Genomic DNA, 19463 nt, shown 5'->3' with positions numbered 1-19463 from the left:
TTATTGGAATAAGAATATTATGTTAAACATATTTACCACTCCGGTTATTATTTTAGTTGAACCACAATTACCTGAAAATATTGGTATGGTAGCACGAGCAATGGCTAATTTTGGTTTGCAGCATCTACGTTTAGTAAAACCTATAGCGGATTTTCCTTCTGAGAAATCTTATTCTACTGCTAGCAAAGCAGATCATATTTTGGATAATGCTATGGTATATGATAGTTTAACATCAGCTGTTAGTGATCTTAATTATCTTTATGCGTCAACTGCGAGACAAAGAGCAAACCATAAGCCGGTTAAATCCCCCGTAACAGTAAGTCAAGAATTAAGAGAAAAAATTAAGGGAAAACAAACTGTCGGTATCTTATTTGGTCGAGAAAAATCAGGATTAACTAATGAAGAAGTTAGTCTAGCAGATGATATTGTTACTTTTCCTGTTAATTCTATATTTTCTTCTTTAAATATAGCTCAAGCAGTTTTACTATTAGCTTATGAGTGGCAGAAATCTGGCTTACAGAATCAGGAGGAAACTAATTTTAATTCTGCGCCAAAAATTCCTGCTAAAAAAGAAGATCTATATGGATTATTAAGACAATTAGAGAATGCGTTACAACTTAGGGGGTATTTTAGACCATTAGAAAAAAAAGAAATTATGTCGCATAATATACGTGATATACTGACCAGAGCAGGATTTTCAGTGGAGGAAATATGTCTGTTGCGCGGTGTTATATCTTCCTTAGAAAAATATGAGCCTGTTCATAGTAAAGTTAGCTTAAAAAAGGATAGTTTAATATAGAAAACAAAAAAGGAAGAGACATGACACAAAATTCAATCTTATTTTTTGATAGTGGAATAGGGGGGTTAAGCCTATTCCGTGAATCTAGAATATTATTACCTTATAATAGCTTTATTTATATAGCTGATGATAAAGCTTTTCCTTATGGTAATTGGCAGCAAGATGATCTAAAACAACATTTATTAGAATTATTTGCTCAATTATTTAGTAAATTTGATTGTAAATATATTGTTATTGCTTGTAATACTGCTTCAATGGTAGCTTTAAATGAATTAAGAGAAACTTATCCAGAGAAAGTATTCATTGGTACTATACCAGCTATTAAAGTTGCAGCTGAACGCACCAAATCATTAAATATATCTGTATTAGCTACTCCAATTACTATTAATAGAAGTAGTACTCAGCAATTGATAAAAGATTTTGCGCAAAATATTCACGTAAATTTAGTTGGGAGTGCTAAATTAGCGGCATTAGCGGAATCTTATTTAAAAGGTATAGAAATAGATAAAGATATTTTGAAACAAGAATTATCACCAGTTTTTACGGTAATAGATAATCGTAAAACTGATATTGTAGTTTTAGCTTGTACGCATTATCCTTTTCTATTAAATTTCTTTAGAGAATGTGCAGCTTGGCCAGTTGATTGGATCGATCCATCAACAGCAATTGCCCAAAAATTAAAGCGTTTGTTTAAAAATAATCATAATCATATACGAGAATCTAAAGATATTTTTTCTTTAACCTCTAAAAATGTCTCTTTTTTAAGTAAAAGATTATTCCAAGCCTTCGGTTTAGAATATCAAGATATTTAAACTTATTGACTTTTTATTGGAAAAAGTTTAAAACTCAAAAAGTTATCAATATCTGATAATTTAAACGCGTCCCGTGGATACTGCTGGCGAGCAGAGGAATATCCTGTCAGTGCTAATTAGTACAGAGGAGGGTGCGTTTCTCATAATTATTAATATAAAGGGAAATGCGATGAGTAAAAGAGAATCGTCTAAATATAAAATTGATCGCCGTATGGGTGAAAATATCTGGGGGCGTCCAAAGTCTCCTGTTAACCGTCGTGAATATGGACCAGGTCAACATGGTCAAAGACGTAAAGGCAAATTATCAGATTATGGTCTACAGTTAAGAGCTAAACAAAAGTTAAAAGGTTATTACGGCGATATATCTGAAAAGCAATTTCGTAAGATCTATGATGAAGCAGCACGTAGACGTGGTGATACCGGTGAAAATATGATCGGCTTATTAGAATCAAGATTAGATGCTATTGTATATAGAGCTAAATTTGTACCTACTATTTTTGCTGCTAGACAATTTGTAAATCACGGACATGTTAAAGTTAATGGAGTTCGTGTTAATATTCAATCATATCGTTGTAAAGTTGGTGATATAATTGAAGTAAAAGAAAAATCTAAGCAAATGGCTTTGGTATTGGAAGCAACTCAATTAGCTGAGCGTGATGTACCAGATTATATTGAAGTGGATCATGGAAAAATGACTGCTAAATATTTGCGTGTACCAGTATTATCTGATGTTCCTTATGCTGTACATATGGAACCGCATCTAGTTATTGAGTTTTACTCTCGTTAATTGTAATAATGTTAATTTATTAGGAGGCTTAATAGCCTCCTTTTTTGTAATATTTAAGTATATATTAGTAAAGAGATAACAGTTTATTGTGTGAGGAAATTAATATGGCGATATTATCTGATGATGATCACACAGAAACTCATGTATTATTTAAGCCGGTTAAAAATAGTGTAGAATTTAATAAGTTGCGTAAACGTTTGTTGCGACAAATAAGACAGGCTTTTACTGATTTTAATATGGTAAGATCAGGTGATCGTTGGTTGGTAGCTTTATCTGGAGGAAAAGATTCATATGGGTTATTAGCCTTATTATTAGATTTACAATGGCGTGGGTTATTACCAGTAGAATTAATTTTTTGCAATTTAGATCAAGGGCAGCCAGGATTTCCTAAAGAAATATTGCCTAATTTTTTAGAAAAATATAATTTAAAATATCGTATAGAACATCAAGATACTTATTCTATTGTAACTGATAAAATTGCTGCAAATAAAACTTATTGTTCTCTATGTTCTAGATTAAGACGGGGGATATTATATAATATTGCTCGGGAAGAAAACTGCCAAGCGGTTATTTTAGGGCATCATAGAGATGATGTATTAGAAACTTTCTTTATGAATCTATTCCATGGTGGTAGATTAGCTGCAATGCCAGCCAAGTTAAAGAATGATGAAGGTGATTTATTAGTGATGCGACCATTAATATATGCATCTGAATCTGATTTAGCTAAATTTGCTAAGATTATGCAATTTCCTATAATTCCTTGTAATTTATGTGGTAGTCAAGATGGTTTACAAAGAAATATCATGAAACAAATGTTAAATGATATTGAAAATAAAATGCCAGGGCGTAAAGATGTAATGATAAGAGCATTAGCTAATGTACGCGCCAGTCATTTATTAGATAATAAATTATTTGATTTTTCTCTAGATATTCATAAAAGTTAGACTTATTTATTGGCATATATAATGTAATAAGTAGCATAGATAATGTAATAAAATATTTTAGGTAAGTTTTTAGCCTTATTTTAATATATTGATCTTAAAATAAGGTGTATAGGCTTTAGAGAATATTTACCTTGCATCACACTATCTTAGTTACTATCGCGACAAAAGAATAGTTATAATTAATTAAGCTATATATAGAATTATCCAATTATAGAAATATTTTTGTATAGATAGTAAAATATTAACTTTGTTTGTGCTTGTTTAATTTAGGCTTAGCTTTGTAGATTATTTAAATATTTTCATAACGCAATTTATAGATAATATAATTTAATTATAGATATTAGTGATAATAACCTAGTTTTTTTATAAGATTAATGTAATTATAATTATAAGCAATCAATATGGATAGCAATTAGATATATAATTTCTTTTTATGTTATGAGCTTAGCTTCTTAATTAATAGTGATATTAGAATTTAGCATTATTTTATTAGTTATAATGATGTAAAAATAATATATTCTTTACTTATAATGTTTTTAATTGAGCTAATTTTATTTATTTTAAAATATTTTCTATTGTGATTTTATCATGTTTTTATGATATTTGGTAATATTTACCTATGAAAGATAGTTAATAATAATCTTATAATATCATGCTATATTATAAGATTATTATTATTTACTGAGGGTATATTTTTTTTATTAACGAGGATATTTTATTATAATTTGTAGAAATCTTAACAATATTAATTTTATAATTATACAGAGATTTAATATTAGTCAGAAATTCTTTTACTAAATAATTTACCTTTTTCTACTATAAGTATTGATAGTAACGCGAAGCTATTACAAATTAAAAAGCCACTTGCTAATGGGATAGTGGTATTATTAAATGATTGTCCTATTATAATTCCTAACAATGCACCTATGATAGTTTGAGAAAAATTAGTAATAGAAGATGCTGTTCCAGCAACTTTGCCTAAAGGCTCTAGAGCTATAGAATTTAAGTTAGCAGCTAACCCTCCAAAGGAATACATAACTCCAACATAAAAAAACATAAATATAATAAAAGGGATTTCATCCATTATTAAAGCAGTTGTAAGCCAACTAGCTGAGAAACACATCATAGATAATAATTGAAAGTTAGCAATATTCTTAATATTAAATTTTTTTAATAATTGTGTATTATTAAAAGAGGCAAGTGCTAAAAATATTGCTATAGAAGCAAAGGCTATAGGAAATAAAGATTCCAAATGATAAATACGGTTAAAAATTTGCTCACAACTTAGTAATGATCCGAATAATCCGCCCATTATAAAAGAGATAGCTAGTGTATAATTTACACAAATTCTATTAGAAAATACTATTTTAAAAGCATCTCTAGTATTATTAAATGTTAAGGCTCGTTTTTCAAATAAAGTTTCAGGTAATCTGATATAGGTCCAAATAATTAGTAATAGTCCACCAAAAGCCATAAACAAAAAAATTGTTTGCCAAGCTTGATTAGATATAGATAATAAAGTAAACCCAAAAGCAGGCGCTAATATAGGAACAATCATAAAAACAATAGCGGCAAATGACATTATACGTGCCATTTCTTTACCGGAATATATATCACGTACAATAGCAACAGTTAAGACTTTGGTAGTTGCAGCTCCTATGCCTTGAATAAAACGTAGTACGAGTAATACCCAAAAATTAAATACTAAAGCACAAGCTAACGCAGTAAATACATAAATTATCATACCTAGTATGATAAGATTTTTGCGACCATATCTATCACTTAATGATCCAAAAAGTAATTGAAAAAAAGCATATCCTAATAAATAACTGAAAATAATATATTGGATATGATTAGCATTTTGTAGCGAAAAATAGTTACTAATAGATGAAAAAGCTGGTAACATAATATCGATAGCTAAAGCATTACTAGCCATTAATAATGACATTAAAAATATAAATTCAACTGTACCTATTTTTGATTTGACATTGTCTATATGCTGTTGTTGCTTAGCTGTGATGTTAGACATAATCATCCTTAAATTTATAGTAATAAATCTTTAATTTATTACTATAAGTTAATTTAAAAGTAAATATTTAAAGCAAATATTATGAGTTATCTGTAATACCTAAAACTTCTTGTAATTCTTTATTTTGAAACATTTCTGTCACTATATCTGCCCCTCCAATAAATTCTCCATTAATATATAATTGGGGGATAGTAGGCCAATCTGAATATATTTTTATACCTTCACGTAATTCCATATTTTCCAATACATTAACATCTTTATATGTTACATTAAGATAATCTAATATTTGTGCGACTCTTCCTGAAAAACCACATTGCGGAAAATCAGCAGTTCCTTTCATAAAAAGAACTACTTTATTATTTTTAATTATTTCATCAATAAATTTGTTTATTTCATTCATTATTTTTATCCACTTATTCAGGTATTTTGGTTTGTACAGCAAGAGCATGCAACTCTGTGCCAACTTTATTTTGTAAAGCATTATATACCATTTTATGTTGCTGTAAGCGAGTCTTACCTCTGAATGTTTCTGAGATAACTTCTGCAACATAATGTTCTCCATCACCGGCGAGATCTTTTATTATTACTTTACTATCGGGGATGGCTTCTCTAATAAGCTTTTCAATTATATGTGCTTCCATTGCCATTGATCAGTCCTTTATTTTTTGCTCATATAGTTAGGGAACCATTGTTCATAGGCTTTTGTTAAGCTTTCAATAGTTATTGAAAAATATTCATTCAGTGAAAATGATTCACTTACTACAGAACCAATATTATCTATTAGTATATCTGATTTTTTTGCTTCTTGCAAAATAACTTCTAAGTTACTGTCAGAAGCCGTTAATAAATATCTACCTTGATCTTCTCCAAATAAGAAGGCGTGGACAGGGTAATCTTTAATATTATTGAGCTGCGCCCCTAACTTTGAGGTAATGCACATTTCTGCCATAGCGATAGCTAGGCCTCCATCTGATATATCATGACAAGCTGAAATAAGTTTTTTTTCTGCTAGATTAAGAATAAAATCACCATTTAATTTTTCTTTTTCTAGATCAACTTTAGGAGGGGATCCATGCTTAATGTTTAATATCTCTGTAGCATAAACTGATTGTCCAAGATATTTACCATAGCCACCTACCAACAGGATATGATCTCCTGGTTTCATCGTAGATATTTGTAACATATTTTGGTAATTTTTTAATAGACCAACTCCAGCAATTGTAGGAGTAGGATCGATTGCTTGCCCTAATGTTTCATTATATAAGGAAACATTACCAGAGACTATAGGGAAATTTAGCTTTTTGCAGGCTTCACTAATACCCTTAATGCTATACACAAATTCTCCCATAATTTCCGGTTTTTCTGGATTACCAAAATTAAGATTATCTGTAGCTGCTAAGGGTAGAGCGCCAGTAGCACATAGGTTTCTCCAGCATTCAGCTACTGCTTGTTTTCCACCTTCATATGGATCGGCTTTACAATATCTAGGGGTAACATCAGAAGAAAAAGCGAGTGCTTTTTTAGTGCTTCCTTCTATTCTAACTACACCAGCATCTCCACCTGGTCTTATTAAACTATTACCTTGAATAAAAGTATCATATTGTTCGTAGACCCATTTTCTAGAACTGTGGTTAGGGGAATTTAATATATTTAATATTATTTTGTCTAAATTAGGTAACTCTGGTGTTTCGTCTAAAGTTAATTCTTTGTCTACTACCGGAGCTACATAAGGTCGATCATATTCTGGAGCTTTATCACCTAATTCTTTAATAGGTAAATTAGCTACTTCTTGATTATTTTGATATATCCTAAAACGTAGATCATCAGTAGTTGTACCGATGATAGCAAAATCTAGTTCCCATTTATTGAAGATTTTTTCTGCTTCTGATTGTTTTTCAGGACATAAAACCATCAGCATTCTTTCTTGACTTTCTGATAGCATTATTTCATAGGCCGTCATATTTTCTTCGCGGGTAGGTACTTTATCTAAATCTAAAATTATACCTAAATCACCTTTAGCACCCATTTCGACAGCTGAACAGGTTAAACCAGCAGCACCCATATCTTGAATAGCAATAACGGCACCAGTTTGCATTAATTCTAAACATGCTTCTAATAATTTTTTCTCAGTAAAAGGATCACCAACTTGCACGGTAGGTCTTTTTTCTTCGATCGTTTCATCAAATTCCGCGGACGCCATTGTTGCCCCGCCAACGCCATCACGACCGGTTTTAGCACCTAGATAGACTACTGGTAAACCAACACCTTTTGCTTTGGAGTAAAATATTTTATTTTGCTTAGCTACACCAGCGGCAAAAGCATTAACTAAAATATTTCCATTATAACAAGAAGAAAAATTAACTTCTCCGCCAACTGTTGGAACTCCAAAAGAATTACTATAACCGCCTATACCTGCTACAACACCACTAACTAGATGTTTAGTTTTCTCATTGTAAATATCACCAAAGCGTAAGGCATTCATACTTGCAATTGGACGTGCGCCCATAGTAAAAATATCGCGTAAAATTCCACCTACACCAGTAGCAGCACCCTGATAGGGTTCAATAAAAGAAGGATGGTTATGGCTTTCCATTTTGAAAATAACACAATCACCGTCATCAATATCTACTACCCCAGCATTTTCTCCAGGACCTTGGATAACTCTTTCTCCAGAAGTAGGTAGAGTTTTAAGAAATTTTTTAGAGGATTTATAAGAGCAATGTTCATTCCACATAGCAGAAAAAATACCTAATTCAGTATAGGTAGGTTCTCTGTCTAATAAATTTAAAATAATTTCATATTCACTCTGACTTATTCCATGTTGTGCAATAATTTCTGGTGTTATTATAATATTATTCGACAAAATGATTACTCCTGTAAAAGTGAGGTAAATAATGCTAAACCATCAGTACCAGAATGTTCCGCTTCAATAAAATTTTCAGGATGTGGCATCATACCTAATATATTACCTTGTTTATTAATTATACCAGCTATATCGTTAATAGAGCCATTTGGATTATCATGAGATAGATAACGGAAAGCAATTAAATTTTCATCCTCTAATCTTTTTAACTGATCTGGATTAGCAAAATAATTACCATCATGATGAGCAATAGGTAGTTCAATTTCTTGATTATCTGAATAGTGGCGTGTGAAAATAGTGTTTGCATTAGAGACTTTTATACCCGCTTTACGACAGATAAAATTTAAGGATTTATTCCGCATTAAAGCACCTGGTAGTAAACCAGCTTCTACTAAAATTTGAAAGCCATTACATACACCTAGAATTCTCACCCCTTGTTTAGCTTTTGCTATTATTTCGCGCATTAGTGGAGAGCGTGCAGCTATTGCACCACAACGTAAATAGTCACCAAATGAAAAACCTCCAGGAATGATAATATTATCAACCGAAGGTATATAAGTATCTGTTTGCCATAATTTAATAGGTTCTTGACCAGAAACTTTTTTTATTGCATAGATCATATCACGGTCACGATTTAGACCAGGGAAGATGACAATAGCCGTTTTCATTTTATTTAATCCTATTGTTATAGCTCAATTGAATAATCTTCAATCACATTGTTAACTAGTAAAGTTTCACAAATAGAATGTAAAATTTCTTTAGCTTTATCAGGGCAGTCTTCATCTAAAGATATATCAAAAACTTTACCTTGGGTAATATAATCTATTTTATTAAAACCTAGTGAATTTAAAGAATTTTTTATAGCTTGCCCCTGCGGATCTAAAACTCCTTTTTTTAAGGTAGTAATAATACGAGCTTTTATCATGACTTTTCCTCTTGATTATTAACAGGTGTAAAAGCACCAGTTTTATGATTAGTTAAAATACCTAAACGACGAGCTACTTCTTGATATGCAGAAACTAAACCACCGAGATCTTTTCTAAAACGATCTTTATCTAAACTTTCATTAGTATGTAGATCCCAAAGACGGCATGAATCAGGAGATATTTCATCTGCTAAAATAATTCTCATTAAATCATTATTCCAATATCTACCAAATTCCATTTTAAAATCTACTAATTTAATATCTACAGCTAAAAACATACCTGTTAAAAAATCATTTATTCTCATAGCTAAAGAAATAATATCATCTAATTCTTGCGGCGTAGCCCAGCCTAAAGCGGTAATATGTTCATCTGTAACTAAAGGATCATTTAAATGATCAGCTTTATAGTAAAATTCTATTATAGATCTTGGCAGGGGAGTGCCTTCTTCTAAACCTAGCCTAGAAACTAAAGAACCAGCAGCAATATTGCGAACTACAACTTCTAACGGAATTATTTCGACTAAAGAGATTAATTGTTCTCGCATATTTAAACGTTTAATAAAATGTGTTGGAATCCCAATATAGCTTAATTTTTGAAAGATATATTCAGAGATACGATTATTTAGTACCCCTTTACCGTCTATTACTTCTCTTTTTTGAGCATTAAAAGCTGTAGCATCATCTTTAAAAAATTGTATAAGCGTATTTGGCTCAGAGCTTTCATATAAGATTTTAGCTTTTCCTTCATATATACGGCGTTTTTTTGTCATATTTACTATCCTAATAACTTTAATCAGTTGTTATAATTTAGATAAAAATTTAGAGAAAACCATAAAGCCTTCAGGCCACGGTCCATATCCACTTAATGCGTTGATATCTCCTGCTGCACCACAGTCTAAAAATAATGAATGCCAACTAGATGCTAAGGATTTAGCATATTCAAGAGAGCAATTTTTAGCATTATTACTAGCTATCAATACAGAAGGATAAGGTAATTTATTAGTTGGTAATTTTATATCATTTATTTTGTCATCTTGAATAGGTGAGACAAAAAATGCCCCAGCTATAGGTTTAGTGCTTTTAGTGGCCGCTAGAAAAAAGGCGGTTATACCTAAGGAATAAGCGATAATTACGAGCGGTTTAGTTGAAGATTCTATAGCAGCAATTATTTTATTTTGCCAATTTTCAAAATTATTATTTTTATCTGTTACTAATGTAGCTTGAGATAATTTTTCTGACCATCTTAAATACCAAGGTTGTATATTGCTGTTGATATCATATGTAGGAGCTATTATTAAGACATCTACTTCTTTTACCTTCATTTAATTTTTCCTTTAACCGGTCATAGTTTAATAAAAGGATAAATTATCCAAATATTCGGTTGAATATATAATTAACATTTTTAGTATGATAGGATAAATCAAATTTTTCTTTTATTTCTTCTTCTGTTAATACAGCGCGTATTTCTTTATCTGCGAGTAATTCATCTAAGAAATTTTTGCCTTCTTGCCAAACTTTCATTGCATTACGTTGAGTTAAGCGATAAGAATCTTCACGACTAAGACCAGCTTGTGTTAATGCTAATAATACTCGTTGTGAATAGATTAGACCACGAAAACGATTTAAATTCTTTTCCATATTTTCAGGGTATACAATTAAATTATCTATTACGTTAGTAAGTCTAACTAGGGCAAAATCAAGAGTGATAGTTGCATCTGGCGCTATGAATCGTTCTACTGATGAATGAGAGATATCTCTTTCATGCCATAAAGCAACATTTTCTAAAGCAGGTAAGGTAAAACCACGTATAACACGAGCCAAACCAGTAAGATTTTCAGTTAGCACAGGATTACGTTTATGTGGCATAGCAGATGAGCCTTTTTGACCAGGGGAGAAAAATTCCTCTACTTCTAATACCTCTGTGCGTTGTAAATGTCTAATTTCTATTGCTAGTCGTTCAACTGAAGAGGCAATAACACCTAATGTTGCAAAAAACATAGCGTGACGGTCTCGAGGAATAATTTGTGTGGAAATAGGCTCAGGGGTTATGCCTAATTGCTTGGCGACATATTCTTCTACTTTAGGGCTAACATTAGCAAAGGTTCCTACAGCACCCGAAATAGCACAAGTTGATATTTCTTTTTTAGCAGATAATAATCTATCTCTGCAACGTTGAAATTCTGCATAAGCCTGAGCTAATTTTAAGCCAAAAGTTGTGGGTTCAGCATGGATACCGTGACTTCTACCAATTGTTATAGTATCTTTAAATTCAAAGGCGCGTTTTTTTAAACTCTCTAATAAACTATCAAGATCTGCTAACAACAAATCACTTGCTTGCATTAATTGTACATTTAAACATGTATCTAATATATCTGAGGATGTCATACCTTGATGTATAAATCTCGAATCCTCTCCTATAAATTCAGCTAAATGAGTTAAAAAGGCAATAACATCATGTTTGGTTACTTGTTCAATTTCATTAATTTTATTAATGTCAAAAACAGCATTTTTACCTTTTTCCCAGATATTTTCAGCTGCTTCTTTAGGTATAATACCGAGTTCAGCTAGGGCTGTAGCAGCATGAGCCTCTATTTCAAACCAGATTTTAAATTTATTATCTTCAGACCATATTTTGGTCATTGCGGGTCTAGAATAACGTGGAACCATTTATTTAACCTATTTATATGATTGTTGAGCAAGATGGCGTAAGTTGTTAATGATGTTGCGATATTCAGAGGTTGGTTTGTTGTATATGTGAGAGCCAGCTACAAATACATTCGCACCTGCGGCAGCTATTTGAGCAATTGTTTCATCATTAACTCCACCATCAATTTGAATATCGATAGGACGATCTTTGATTATTTCACGGGTTTTTTTAATTTTGTCTATAGTTTGAGGTATAAATTTTTGTCCACCAAAACCCGGGTTAACGCTCATTAACAAGATCATATCTATATCATCTAATATATATTCTAGATGTTCAATAGGGGTTGCAGGGTTTAAAGCAATACCTGCTTTTATACCATGATTTTTTATTTGTTGTATACCACGATTTAAATGTGGACCTGATTCTACATGAATAGTTATTAAATCAGCGCCAGCTTTAGCAAAGTTATCTATTTGATTTTCGTAATTATTTATCATTAAATGTACATCGAAGATAGCAGGTGTAAGTGGACGCAAACTGCTAACAATATTAGCACCCATGGTAATATTGGGTACGAACTGTCCATCCATAACATCTATATGTATCCAGTCTGCTCCAGCATCAACGACATCTATGACCTGTTGACCTAAACGAGAAAAATCAGCAGATAAAATAGAAGGTGCAATAATAATAGATTGAGACATTTATAAACATAGTTCCAATTAAAGGTAAACAATAACACATTCATCAATAAAATTCAAATTTATATTATGTTTATAAAATATTTTATAAACAATTAAGGCTAGAAAATTGAATTAATTTATATTACAAGAATATATAAATAAGTTTGGGATATAATATAGTTTAGGTGCGATATGACTAATAAGGTAGATTTAACAGATGTCATTGATAAAGATGAAGATTTTATGAATGAAGAACAAACGTCATATTTTAAAAGAAAATTATTAAATTGGCGAAAAGAAATATTGAGTGAGATACAATCTACAATTTCTAACTTACAGAAAGAAAATACTAAACATTCTGATATGGTTGATAGGGCTTCATCTGAAATGGATAGGGCAATTGAATTGCGTTCAAGAGATAGACAACGTAAATTGATAGCTAAAATTGATGCTGCGTTAGAGCGTATTGAAAATGGTACATATGGATATTGTGAAGAGACTGGCGAGCCAATAGGGTTTAAAAGGTTAGATGCAAGACCTGTAGCTACTTTATCTCTTGCGGCACAAGAAAAACACGAACAACAAGAAAAAGTATATATAGATGATTAATGAGTAATGGATGTTTATAACCAGTTGGGTTAATAAAATAAAAGTCTTTTTAACTAATTTATCAGCAAAAGATGAATGTCAGTTTGCGTTAGATTATTTAAATGCACATAATAAATTAATTTGCTTAACTAATAATAAAGCAGAAATTATTTATTCAAATATATATTTTCAAAAGTTAATTAATAAGATTTTACCTAATGTAATATCTCCACAATTAGGAGATATTTTTATTAATGAATTAGACATATTTAATAAATTATTTGATTTACAAAAACAGGCTCAAGATAAAGGAGAGGCAACTTTTATCTTTGAACCGCAAACTAATTTAGTATCTTTAATAAAAGATGAGTTAAATTTTGATAATTCATTATTAGTAGAAGTTAAGCTGTTTAATTTTAAAAATAAACAAAATTTTTTATGGCAATTTTCAAATATAGAGGCAGATTATAAAAAAATATCACCACAGAGTTTATTAGAAAAATTACCTTTAGCATTTGCTGTTTTCTCTTCTAATGGTCAAATTTTAGATAATAATGAAGCTTTTAAATCATTATTTGGTTCGATTGTTTCTCAGAGTGAATTAAGAAAATTTTTATCTTCCGAAGATTTTGAAAAATTTAATAAAATATTTAATAGTTTAACTATAGGTTCAACAGATTTGCTGGATATTGTTATAAATAATAATATCAAACGTTATTTGCATTGTTACTTTGTTGTGTTACCAAAGCAGGATATAACACAATGGAAAAATAATGAAGAGCGGGTCATTCTGCTGTCGTTTATTGAAATTACCTCGCAGAAGATATTAGAAGAAAATGCTATGGAAAGTCAAAAAATGCAAGCTGTTGGTCAACTTGCTGGAGGAATAGCACATGATTTTAATAATGTTCTAACCTCTATAATAATGTCTACTGATATGTTGTTAAGTAAACATCGACGTTCAGATTCTTCTTTTCTAGATTTAATTAATATCAAACAAAATGCTAGTAGAGCAGCTTCTTTAGTAAGGCAATTGCTTGCTTTTTCTCGTAGGCAAACTTTACGACCTGAAATAATAGATTTAACTAATATTTTAGCTGATTGGCGATTAATGTTATCTAGATATGTTAATTTAGATATTAATTTACAAATTGAATATGGTCGTAATTTATGGCCAGTAAAAGTTGATGTTGATGAATTTAGTAGGGTATTGGTAAATTTAGTGGTTAATTCTGTAGATGCTATGCCAAATGGAGGCACTATTACTATTCGCACTAAAAATATAATTGCTACAGAAGCAGAAAAATTTTCCCCTTTAGGTATAAAGGTCAATGATTATGTTTTATTGGAGGTAGAAGATACTGGTAATGGCATGAGTGAGAAAATACTAAGTAAGGTATTTGATCCTTTCTTTACTACTAAAGAAGTTGGAAAAGGTACAGGGCTAGGTTTATCTATGGCTTATGGGATTATTAAACAAATGGGAGGGTATTTAATATGTAATAGTCAAGAGAATGTTGGAACTATATTTAAAATATTCTTACCTCGTTATATACCACAGTTAGATGATTTTCTAGACAATAAAAAAACATTACCAGAAAAAACGATCTCTGACCTTTCTGGTTCTGCAACTATATTATATGCAGAAGATGAGGATACCGTAAGAATGGGTGCGGTTAGGATTTTAAAGTCTAGAGGTTATAATTTATTAGAGGCTAGATCAGGAGCTGAAGCGTTAGAAATTTTGAGAAATAATAACTCAGTTGATCTTATTATTTCTGATGTAGTAATGCCAGAAATGGATGGTGCTACTTTATTAAACGAAGTGCAAAAATTAAATATTAATGTACCTTTTATTTTTGTATCTGGTTATGCAGAAGATGTTTTTGCAAAAAATTTACCTAAAGATATGAAATTTACTTTTTTACCCAAACCTTTTTCATTAAAAGAGATAGCGACTTGTGTGAAGCAAATATTAGATAATAAATAATATTTTGTTAGATTTTTATCTGGTTTTTCAAAATTTTATTTGATAAAAGGATATCACGCACTCGTAGCTCAGTTGGATAGAGCGTTGCCCTCCGAAGGCAAAGGTCACAGGTTCAAATCCTGTCGAGTGCACCATATTCTCCATAAAACCTAGTAAAGTCAACGATTTGTAGCAGATTTAAGATTATAATGCTACCTTTTATACAACCTTTTAAATTTAATGTACTTGAAAGCATACGAAATAATCTGAAAATCTTATCCCTGCTAAATAATTTTTTACCTATTTAAAGATATTATCTATAGCTGTTAAAAATATTTAACCTTCTATAATAGTCAAGATTGTGAAGATAATCCACTTAAACCAGTGTGATAAAGTTTTAAATGTAGTATAAGCACTAGCTAATTCTCTTAGCATCTGTTTTTCTTGTGCTGTTAATGGTCTTCTTTCCTTTTTATATATCATTTTATACCTTTACCACCACGTACAAACTTTTAGTGCTAGTTTCGTTATGTCTTAATAATTGTTTAGCTAATTGTGGTCTTATGACATTTAAATCTTTATATTCTAAATAGGAGCAAATAAAATACAATTATATTTGGTATTGTCATTAACGGTTACCCACTTAGGCAAATCGTCACGGATATTAGCATCAGATTTCTTATTAATGTCATTTTCTACCTTTGACATATAGCAATCGATTTTAATATTTCTTTATCTTGCTTATTTTGTTGGTCTCGCTGTCTTAATTTAAAGGTTTTAGCTAAGGCAACAGAATAAGCGGTTATAACCGCTTTAGCAATATATAAATATTTTTTCATGCTTTGTTTTAATGCGGTTTTATCGCCATGAATCATAACTTAAGGATTTAAAAATTTACAGAGTCTGTAAATTCTATTTTTAATAAAAAATAAAATAAATAAATTTTAATACTATAGTTTTAAAATTTATTCTTTCTATATAAACCGATATCACGTCACTTTAATACAAGTTTATCTTTGATTGGTTGCTTATTTACTATATGAGGTTATAATGAAACTTAAATATTTGCCCTATCTTTTACTCAGTTCAGTTTTTTCAATATACCATGTTTATGCAGCTGACTTAACAAAGTTAAATCGTGCACCTAATAGTAAAGTTTTAGATAATAATTGGTCTGGTGCTTATGCGGGTCTACAATATTCTTTTACTCAAAATCAATATAGGAATCCTTGGGCAGATATAATAATAACACTAATGGAATATACTGAAGATTTAGGTAAGCAAAATTATAATTCAATTAATAAATCTTCTTATTTAGCAGGTTTCTTCGCTGGTTATAATCAAGCAGCTAACAATAGTTTAATTTTTGGTGCTGAAATAGATTTATCCTTTAAATTAAATGCTGAGGATATGCATTATAGAAAATACTCTCACCCTGATATTACGCCTGAATCTAATATTAGACCTATAGAATTACCTTTAAATCGTTATTTAACTGGAGCCTTGCGTGCGCGCCTTGGATTAAATTTAGGAAAGTTTTTACCTTATATTGCTGGTGGGATTAATGTAATATACGATTTACCTAATAAGGACATGAGAGAGTATGCTGATATGCTACCTGGAGATCTAAATGCTTCTAGTAAAATTAACTTACAAATCAAAATTGAAGGTGATGATAATTTGTACATTGGTTACACATTAGGTACTGGAGTTGAATATAAAACTGATCAAGGTTTAATTGTACGAGCGGAATATCGTTATAATAATATTATTTCTGATCAAAAGAAAAAAATAGATTCTAAGTTAGAAGTTTTAACAAAGGACATCTTACTAACACAAGATCTGATTATAACTTATGGCTTAGATAATCTTAGTAGTCATGATATCCGTTTGGGTTTAGGGTATCATTTCTAAGACTATTTATATAGAATCTTTAAAAACCCCTATAATTTTTTTATAGGGTTTTTGTCTTTATTTTAAGGGTATAATTTATTAGGCTTGATATGGTGCATCATATTGGTACAAAAGAGAATACAACAATATTATAAAGTCATTTAAAAATGATATTGCAGAATATTTATTTAAAAACGGTAAATATAGAAAATTCCCCGCAGCATTACACACTATAACTTAAAGAAAACTTTTTGCTTATGTCGCTTGCTTGTTTAGATGATTTACGTGTGCTCCTCTTTAATAGAGTAGAAGCACTTAAAGATAGCCGCAAAGGACAATATTCTATAAGAATTAATAATAAATATAGAATTTATTTTTTGTGGAACGCAGGACATGCTGAATTAGTTGAAATAATTGATTATCATTAAGGAGAACACCATGACTTACATGCTTGCTGTTGTATTTCATCCGGGTGAAATATCAAAGAAGAATTTATTATACTGTTAAATCTATCTGTTATCTAACTAGCGCTGCAGATTAAAGTACTGCATTCTCGTATAGAAAATTAATACATCAAACAACGCCTATGACCTTGGACACAGTTTTACGTTTAGCTAAATTTTTACCTGACACCCATCTAGCTCTGGCACTATGGTGTGCACTTGATGCGGTTTCATCTGGACAATTTAAAAATTTACATAATGTATGAATCGTTTCGACACTGATTTTCATTCTAATTAAATTAACATTGGAATATGATAGCAAAGTGATGTGAGTCAATATTCTGTGCGTGCATCACTTGTGTATTATTAAACTAGTATATATTTTAAACTAGCTTATAGTAGTTATATCTTTTTCTATTGCTTATTTTTTCTTCTTTAGATAATAATTTTACATAGATTCCGGTATTAGTAAATGTTAAATATGTTGTATTCTATAAATATAATCTCATCAATTACAATATCTATAAGTTCTTTATAATTTTACCTGCTTTTCAGCTCTGCAGGGGTAAATCCTAGTTTTTTCAGATGTGGCGTATCTCATTTTAATCAATAATTCTTTTAGCATTATATGTATTATAGTGTTATTAGCTCTTATCCTTTCTTAGCTATCTTATAAGTTACTTTATTAAAACCTACATTGGTATTTTTTTAATAATCTCTTACCTCATAATTTATCTTTAGCCTTATTAGCTAAGACGCATAACAAACTGTATAATTGTAAATTAAGATTATCCTCCTGTATTTATTAGGTGTTCGGCTTAATTTCTTTATCTATTCTATTTTTTTTATCTTCTGAACTTTTTGTTTTCTTTTTTGAACTAGAATAGTGGTCAATTCTTGTAGTTTATGAGTTATTTAACCTGATTGGTGATAATGTTTTTATGATTACCTTAAAAATATATTTAGAAAAAACTAAAATTAGTTGACAGTTTGCTTGAAGGATTGTCGTTGTCATTGCATCTATTTAGTTTTATTTGTCAGGTGAAAGAATTCCTGCCCATAAAATAGCTAAAAAAATATTTGCAGTTATCGAAGGGTAAGTAACATCTAACGCTTTTTATAAATTAACGCATCCGCAATAGAATGGTTATATTAGAAAATACAACTCAAGGTTGAATTAATGTAGGTTTAAATTCAATCAGCAATTGGATAAAGTAACGCCAATAGTATTATTAAATAAATAAGGATAGACATGTCAGAATTAACTACAAAAGAACTGATTAAAGCTGTATCACCGTCTATAGGCTTATTTTTTATGTCTATACACCTTTTTTCTTTAGTGTTGCTATTGTGCTTAGATATATGCAATTTCAAGCAGATAACCAATTAAGTTATTTTTGGTTAGTTTTCGTGCCTAATATGGCTCAGTTTATTTTTTCTTTAGTGATATTAGACAGAGTAATTTTATTAGCTTGTTTTTGTTACCTGATATTGAAAAAGGATAAAGACTGATGCTAATAAATTATTATAATATTTACTCGGTAGTTAGTCTTTTTGTTATAATGTATTTACGCTCACATGCTGGTTCATTTAATACATCTGTACTTAATCGATATGTAAATGTTAATTTAATAGTAGCCTTTGATAATCCATCTTCTGGTACTTTAAAAGAAAATCCTAAAGGGAATGGTTTTATAGTGGATTGTTGGTGTATAACATCTAATTGTTTTTAGGTCGCTTTGGTTAATTTAGTAAAAGAAGGTTCATTTGCATTTCAAGTAAAATCAGTTACTTTAAGATTCTGTTTAATAGTTGAATTAGTTACTGATTTGACATTTATTAAAGTTAAATTTACTTAAATTCTTTAAATCACAATTAAAGCTATACCTTTTCTTATCAATCAGGTTCATTGGTTTTGTAAGAGTTACTTTTAATAAGTTAGCTTTTTCTAATTTTAAAGATTTATATTTTGTTATAGCTATATAGATAATTAACCAAAAGGATGTAATTGAAAATGCAATGGCGAGTAATTCTATAAGGAGATAACTTTAAGATATTCCAAATACCATTGTAGCACCTTA

General features: G+C 30.2%; 22 protein-coding genes and 1 tRNA gene. 10 read left to right on the top strand and 13 right to left on the bottom strand.

All coding sequences use genetic code 11. The annotated features are described in order from the left end of the window. The first annotated feature begins 19 nt into the window (after positions 1-19). The 4 genes from AB6T46_RS04215 (at position 20) to ttcA (ending at position 3342) form a co-directional block, all read left to right on the top strand. Positions 20-799, top strand: a complete 780-nt coding sequence (locus tag AB6T46_RS04215; RefSeq protein ID WP_370930909.1) for an RNA methyltransferase — start codon at positions 20-22, stop codon at positions 797-799. A 20-nt stretch (positions 800-819) separates the two neighbouring features. Then, entirely contained in the window at positions 820-1611 is a 792-nt protein-coding gene (murI, locus tag AB6T46_RS04210) for a glutamate racemase (protein WP_370930908.1), read from the top strand. A 169-nt stretch (positions 1612-1780) separates the two neighbouring features. After that, positions 1781-2398, top strand: coding sequence for a 30S ribosomal protein S4 (gene rpsD, locus AB6T46_RS04205; protein WP_370930907.1), 618 nt, complete (start codon positions 1781-1783; stop codon positions 2396-2398). A gap of 104 nt (positions 2399-2502) precedes the next feature. Beyond that, the gene (gene ttcA, locus AB6T46_RS04200) at positions 2503-3342 is read left to right on the top strand and encodes a tRNA 2-thiocytidine(32) synthetase TtcA (RefSeq protein WP_370930906.1); all 840 of its coding nucleotides are present in this window, start codon (positions 2503-2505) and stop codon (positions 3340-3342) included. 775 nt (positions 3343-4117) lie between these two features. Here ttcA and AB6T46_RS04195 read toward each other — a convergent pair. The 10 genes from AB6T46_RS04195 to rpe form a co-directional block, all read right to left on the bottom strand. Continuing rightward, positions 4118-5371, bottom strand: a complete 1254-nt coding sequence (locus tag AB6T46_RS04195) for a multidrug effflux MFS transporter (RefSeq protein ID WP_370930905.1) — start codon at positions 5369-5371, stop codon at positions 4118-4120. Between the two features lie 79 nt (positions 5372-5450). Next, positions 5451-5771: a Grx4 family monothiol glutaredoxin gene (gene grxD, locus AB6T46_RS04190; RefSeq protein ID WP_370930904.1), complete on the bottom strand. Its 321-nt coding sequence runs from the start codon at positions 5769-5771 to the stop codon at positions 5451-5453. Positions 5772-5784: 13 nt separating this feature from the next. Further along, positions 5785-6018, bottom strand: a complete 234-nt coding sequence (locus AB6T46_RS04185; RefSeq protein ID WP_370930903.1) for a BolA/IbaG family iron-sulfur metabolism protein — start codon at positions 6016-6018, stop codon at positions 5785-5787. Between the two features lie 11 nt (positions 6019-6029). Then, complete coding sequence (gene purL, locus AB6T46_RS04180; protein ID WP_370930902.1) at positions 6030-8234, bottom strand: phosphoribosylformylglycinamidine synthase subunit PurL; 2205 nt, start codon at positions 8232-8234, stop codon at positions 6030-6032. A 5-nt stretch (positions 8235-8239) separates the two neighbouring features. Continuing rightward, positions 8240-8902 carry a phosphoribosylformylglycinamidine synthase subunit PurQ gene (gene purQ, locus AB6T46_RS04175; RefSeq protein WP_370930901.1) on the bottom strand — a complete coding sequence of 221 codons (663 nt, stop codon included), beginning with the start codon at positions 8900-8902 and terminating at the stop codon, positions 8240-8242. Between the two features lie 17 nt (positions 8903-8919). Beyond that, positions 8920-9159: a phosphoribosylformylglycinamidine synthase subunit PurS gene (purS, locus tag AB6T46_RS04170; RefSeq protein WP_370930900.1), complete on the bottom strand. Its 240-nt coding sequence runs from the start codon at positions 9157-9159 to the stop codon at positions 8920-8922. After that, on the bottom strand, positions 9156-9929 hold the full coding sequence (gene purC, locus AB6T46_RS04165; protein WP_370930899.1) for a phosphoribosylaminoimidazolesuccinocarboxamide synthase: 774 nt from the start codon (positions 9927-9929) through the stop codon (positions 9156-9158). Before purC ends, purS begins: the two co-directional genes overlap by 4 nt. 30 nt (positions 9930-9959) lie before the next feature. Next, a complete protein-coding gene (locus AB6T46_RS04160; protein ID WP_370930898.1) occupies positions 9960-10481 on the bottom strand; it encodes an RBBP9/YdeN family alpha/beta hydrolase in 522 nt (173 codons plus the stop codon). Positions 10482-10524: 43 nt separating this feature from the next. Further along, complete coding sequence (gene purB, locus AB6T46_RS04155; protein ID WP_370930897.1) at positions 10525-11826, bottom strand: adenylosuccinate lyase; 1302 nt, start codon at positions 11824-11826, stop codon at positions 10525-10527. Between the two features lie 9 nt (positions 11827-11835). Beyond that, positions 11836-12510, bottom strand: coding sequence for a ribulose-phosphate 3-epimerase (gene rpe, locus AB6T46_RS04150; protein ID WP_370930896.1), 675 nt, complete (start codon positions 12508-12510; stop codon positions 11836-11838). 171 nt (positions 12511-12681) lie between these two features. Between rpe and dksA the strand changes: the two genes are divergently transcribed. From dksA to AB6T46_RS04135, 3 genes are all read left to right on the top strand, one after another. After that, positions 12682-13098: an RNA polymerase-binding protein DksA gene (gene dksA, locus AB6T46_RS04145; RefSeq protein ID WP_370930895.1), complete on the top strand. Its 417-nt coding sequence runs from the start codon at positions 12682-12684 to the stop codon at positions 13096-13098. A 10-nt stretch (positions 13099-13108) separates the two neighbouring features. Next, the gene (locus tag AB6T46_RS04140; RefSeq protein WP_370930894.1) at positions 13109-15067 is read left to right on the top strand and encodes an ATP-binding protein; all 1959 of its coding nucleotides are present in this window, start codon (positions 13109-13111) and stop codon (positions 15065-15067) included. 57 nt (positions 15068-15124) lie between these two features. Next, positions 15125-15201: transfer RNA gene (locus tag AB6T46_RS04135), tRNA-Arg, on the top strand. 181 nt (positions 15202-15382) lie between these two features. On the opposite strand, the gene AB6T46_RS04130 is transcribed toward AB6T46_RS04135, so the two are convergent. The 3 genes from AB6T46_RS04130 to AB6T46_RS04120 all read right to left on the bottom strand — a co-directional run bounded on the left by AB6T46_RS04130 (position 15383) and on the right by AB6T46_RS04120 (position 15921). Beyond that, a complete protein-coding gene (locus AB6T46_RS04130) occupies positions 15383-15529 on the bottom strand; it encodes a hypothetical protein (RefSeq protein WP_370930893.1) in 147 nt (48 codons plus the stop codon). Between the two features lie 102 nt (positions 15530-15631). Beyond that, positions 15632-15754 (bottom strand): hypothetical protein, encoded by a 123-nt coding sequence (locus AB6T46_RS04125; protein ID WP_370930892.1) that lies wholly within the window; start codon positions 15752-15754, stop codon positions 15632-15634. Next, positions 15742-15921 (bottom strand): hypothetical protein, encoded by a 180-nt coding sequence (locus tag AB6T46_RS04120; RefSeq protein ID WP_370930891.1) that lies wholly within the window; start codon positions 15919-15921, stop codon positions 15742-15744. Before AB6T46_RS04120 ends, AB6T46_RS04125 begins: the two co-directional genes overlap by 13 nt. Before the next feature lie 175 nt (positions 15922-16096). Between AB6T46_RS04120 and AB6T46_RS04115 the strand changes: the two genes are divergently transcribed. The 3 genes from AB6T46_RS04115 to AB6T46_RS04105 all read left to right on the top strand — a co-directional run bounded on the left by AB6T46_RS04115 (position 16097) and on the right by AB6T46_RS04105 (position 19115). Beyond that, a complete protein-coding gene (locus tag AB6T46_RS04115) occupies positions 16097-16960 on the top strand; it encodes an outer membrane protein (RefSeq protein WP_370930890.1) in 864 nt (287 codons plus the stop codon). Between the two features lie 236 nt (positions 16961-17196). Then, the gene (locus AB6T46_RS04110) at positions 17197-17367 is read left to right on the top strand and encodes a type II toxin-antitoxin system RelE/ParE family toxin (RefSeq protein ID WP_370930889.1); all 171 of its coding nucleotides are present in this window, start codon (positions 17197-17199) and stop codon (positions 17365-17367) included. Positions 17368-18893: 1526 nt separating this feature from the next. Beyond that, positions 18894-19115, top strand: coding sequence for a hypothetical protein (locus tag AB6T46_RS04105; RefSeq protein ID WP_370930888.1), 222 nt, complete (start codon positions 18894-18896; stop codon positions 19113-19115). The last annotated feature ends 348 nt before the right edge of the window (positions 19116-19463 follow it).

Source organism: Bartonella sp. DGB1 (assembly GCF_041345015.1).
Taxonomy (GTDB): domain Bacteria; phylum Pseudomonadota; class Alphaproteobacteria; order Rhizobiales; family Rhizobiaceae; genus DGB1.
The sequence above is the reverse complement of the archived record's forward strand: the minus strand, read 5'-3'. Positions and strand labels throughout refer to the sequence as shown.

Excerpts from the sequence above, each read along its gene's own strand:
- purS (WP_370930900.1), bottom strand. The coding sequence starts at position 9,159 with ATGATAAAAGCTCGTATTATTACTACCTTAAAAAAAGGAGTTTTAGAT.
- murI (WP_370930908.1), top strand. The coding sequence starts at position 820 with ATGACACAAAATTCAATCTTATTTTTTGATAGTGGAATAGGGGGGTTA.
- AB6T46_RS04130 (WP_370930893.1), bottom strand. The coding sequence starts at position 15,529 with ATGATATATAAAAAGGAAAGAAGACCATTAACAGCACAAGAAAAACAG.
- purQ (WP_370930901.1), bottom strand. The coding sequence starts at position 8,902 with ATGAAAACGGCTATTGTCATCTTCCCTGGTCTAAATCGTGACCGTGAT.
- AB6T46_RS04120 (WP_370930891.1), bottom strand. The coding sequence starts at position 15,921 with ATGATTCATGGCGATAAAACCGCATTAAAACAAAGCATGAAAAAATAT.
- AB6T46_RS04185 (WP_370930903.1), bottom strand. The coding sequence starts at position 6,018 with ATGGCAATGGAAGCACATATAATTGAAAAGCTTATTAGAGAAGCCATC.
- rpe (WP_370930896.1), bottom strand. The coding sequence starts at position 12,510 with ATGTCTCAATCTATTATTATTGCACCTTCTATTTTATCTGCTGATTTT.
- AB6T46_RS04115 (WP_370930890.1), top strand. The coding sequence starts at position 16,097 with ATGAAACTTAAATATTTGCCCTATCTTTTACTCAGTTCAGTTTTTTCA.
- purB (WP_370930897.1), bottom strand. The coding sequence starts at position 11,826 with ATGGTTCCACGTTATTCTAGACCCGCAATGACCAAAATATGGTCTGAA.
- AB6T46_RS04105 (WP_370930888.1), top strand. The coding sequence starts at position 18,894 with ATGCTAATAAATTATTATAATATTTACTCGGTAGTTAGTCTTTTTGTT.
- rpsD (WP_370930907.1), top strand. The coding sequence starts at position 1,781 with ATGAGTAAAAGAGAATCGTCTAAATATAAAATTGATCGCCGTATGGGT.
- AB6T46_RS04140 (WP_370930894.1), top strand. The coding sequence starts at position 13,109 with ATGTTTATAACCAGTTGGGTTAATAAAATAAAAGTCTTTTTAACTAAT.
- AB6T46_RS04215 (WP_370930909.1), top strand. The coding sequence starts at position 20 with ATGTTAAACATATTTACCACTCCGGTTATTATTTTAGTTGAACCACAA.
- grxD (WP_370930904.1), bottom strand. The coding sequence starts at position 5,771 with ATGAATGAAATAAACAAATTTATTGATGAAATAATTAAAAATAATAAA.
- dksA (WP_370930895.1), top strand. The coding sequence starts at position 12,682 with ATGACTAATAAGGTAGATTTAACAGATGTCATTGATAAAGATGAAGAT.
- ttcA (WP_370930906.1), top strand. The coding sequence starts at position 2,503 with ATGGCGATATTATCTGATGATGATCACACAGAAACTCATGTATTATTT.
- AB6T46_RS04125 (WP_370930892.1), bottom strand. The coding sequence starts at position 15,754 with ATGTCAAAGGTAGAAAATGACATTAATAAGAAATCTGATGCTAATATC.
- purC (WP_370930899.1), bottom strand. The coding sequence starts at position 9,929 with ATGACAAAAAAACGCCGTATATATGAAGGAAAAGCTAAAATCTTATAT.
- AB6T46_RS04110 (WP_370930889.1), top strand. The coding sequence starts at position 17,197 with ATGTCGCTTGCTTGTTTAGATGATTTACGTGTGCTCCTCTTTAATAGA.
- AB6T46_RS04195 (WP_370930905.1), bottom strand. The coding sequence starts at position 5,371 with ATGTCTAACATCACAGCTAAGCAACAACAGCATATAGACAATGTCAAA.
- AB6T46_RS04160 (WP_370930898.1), bottom strand. The coding sequence starts at position 10,481 with ATGAAGGTAAAAGAAGTAGATGTCTTAATAATAGCTCCTACATATGAT.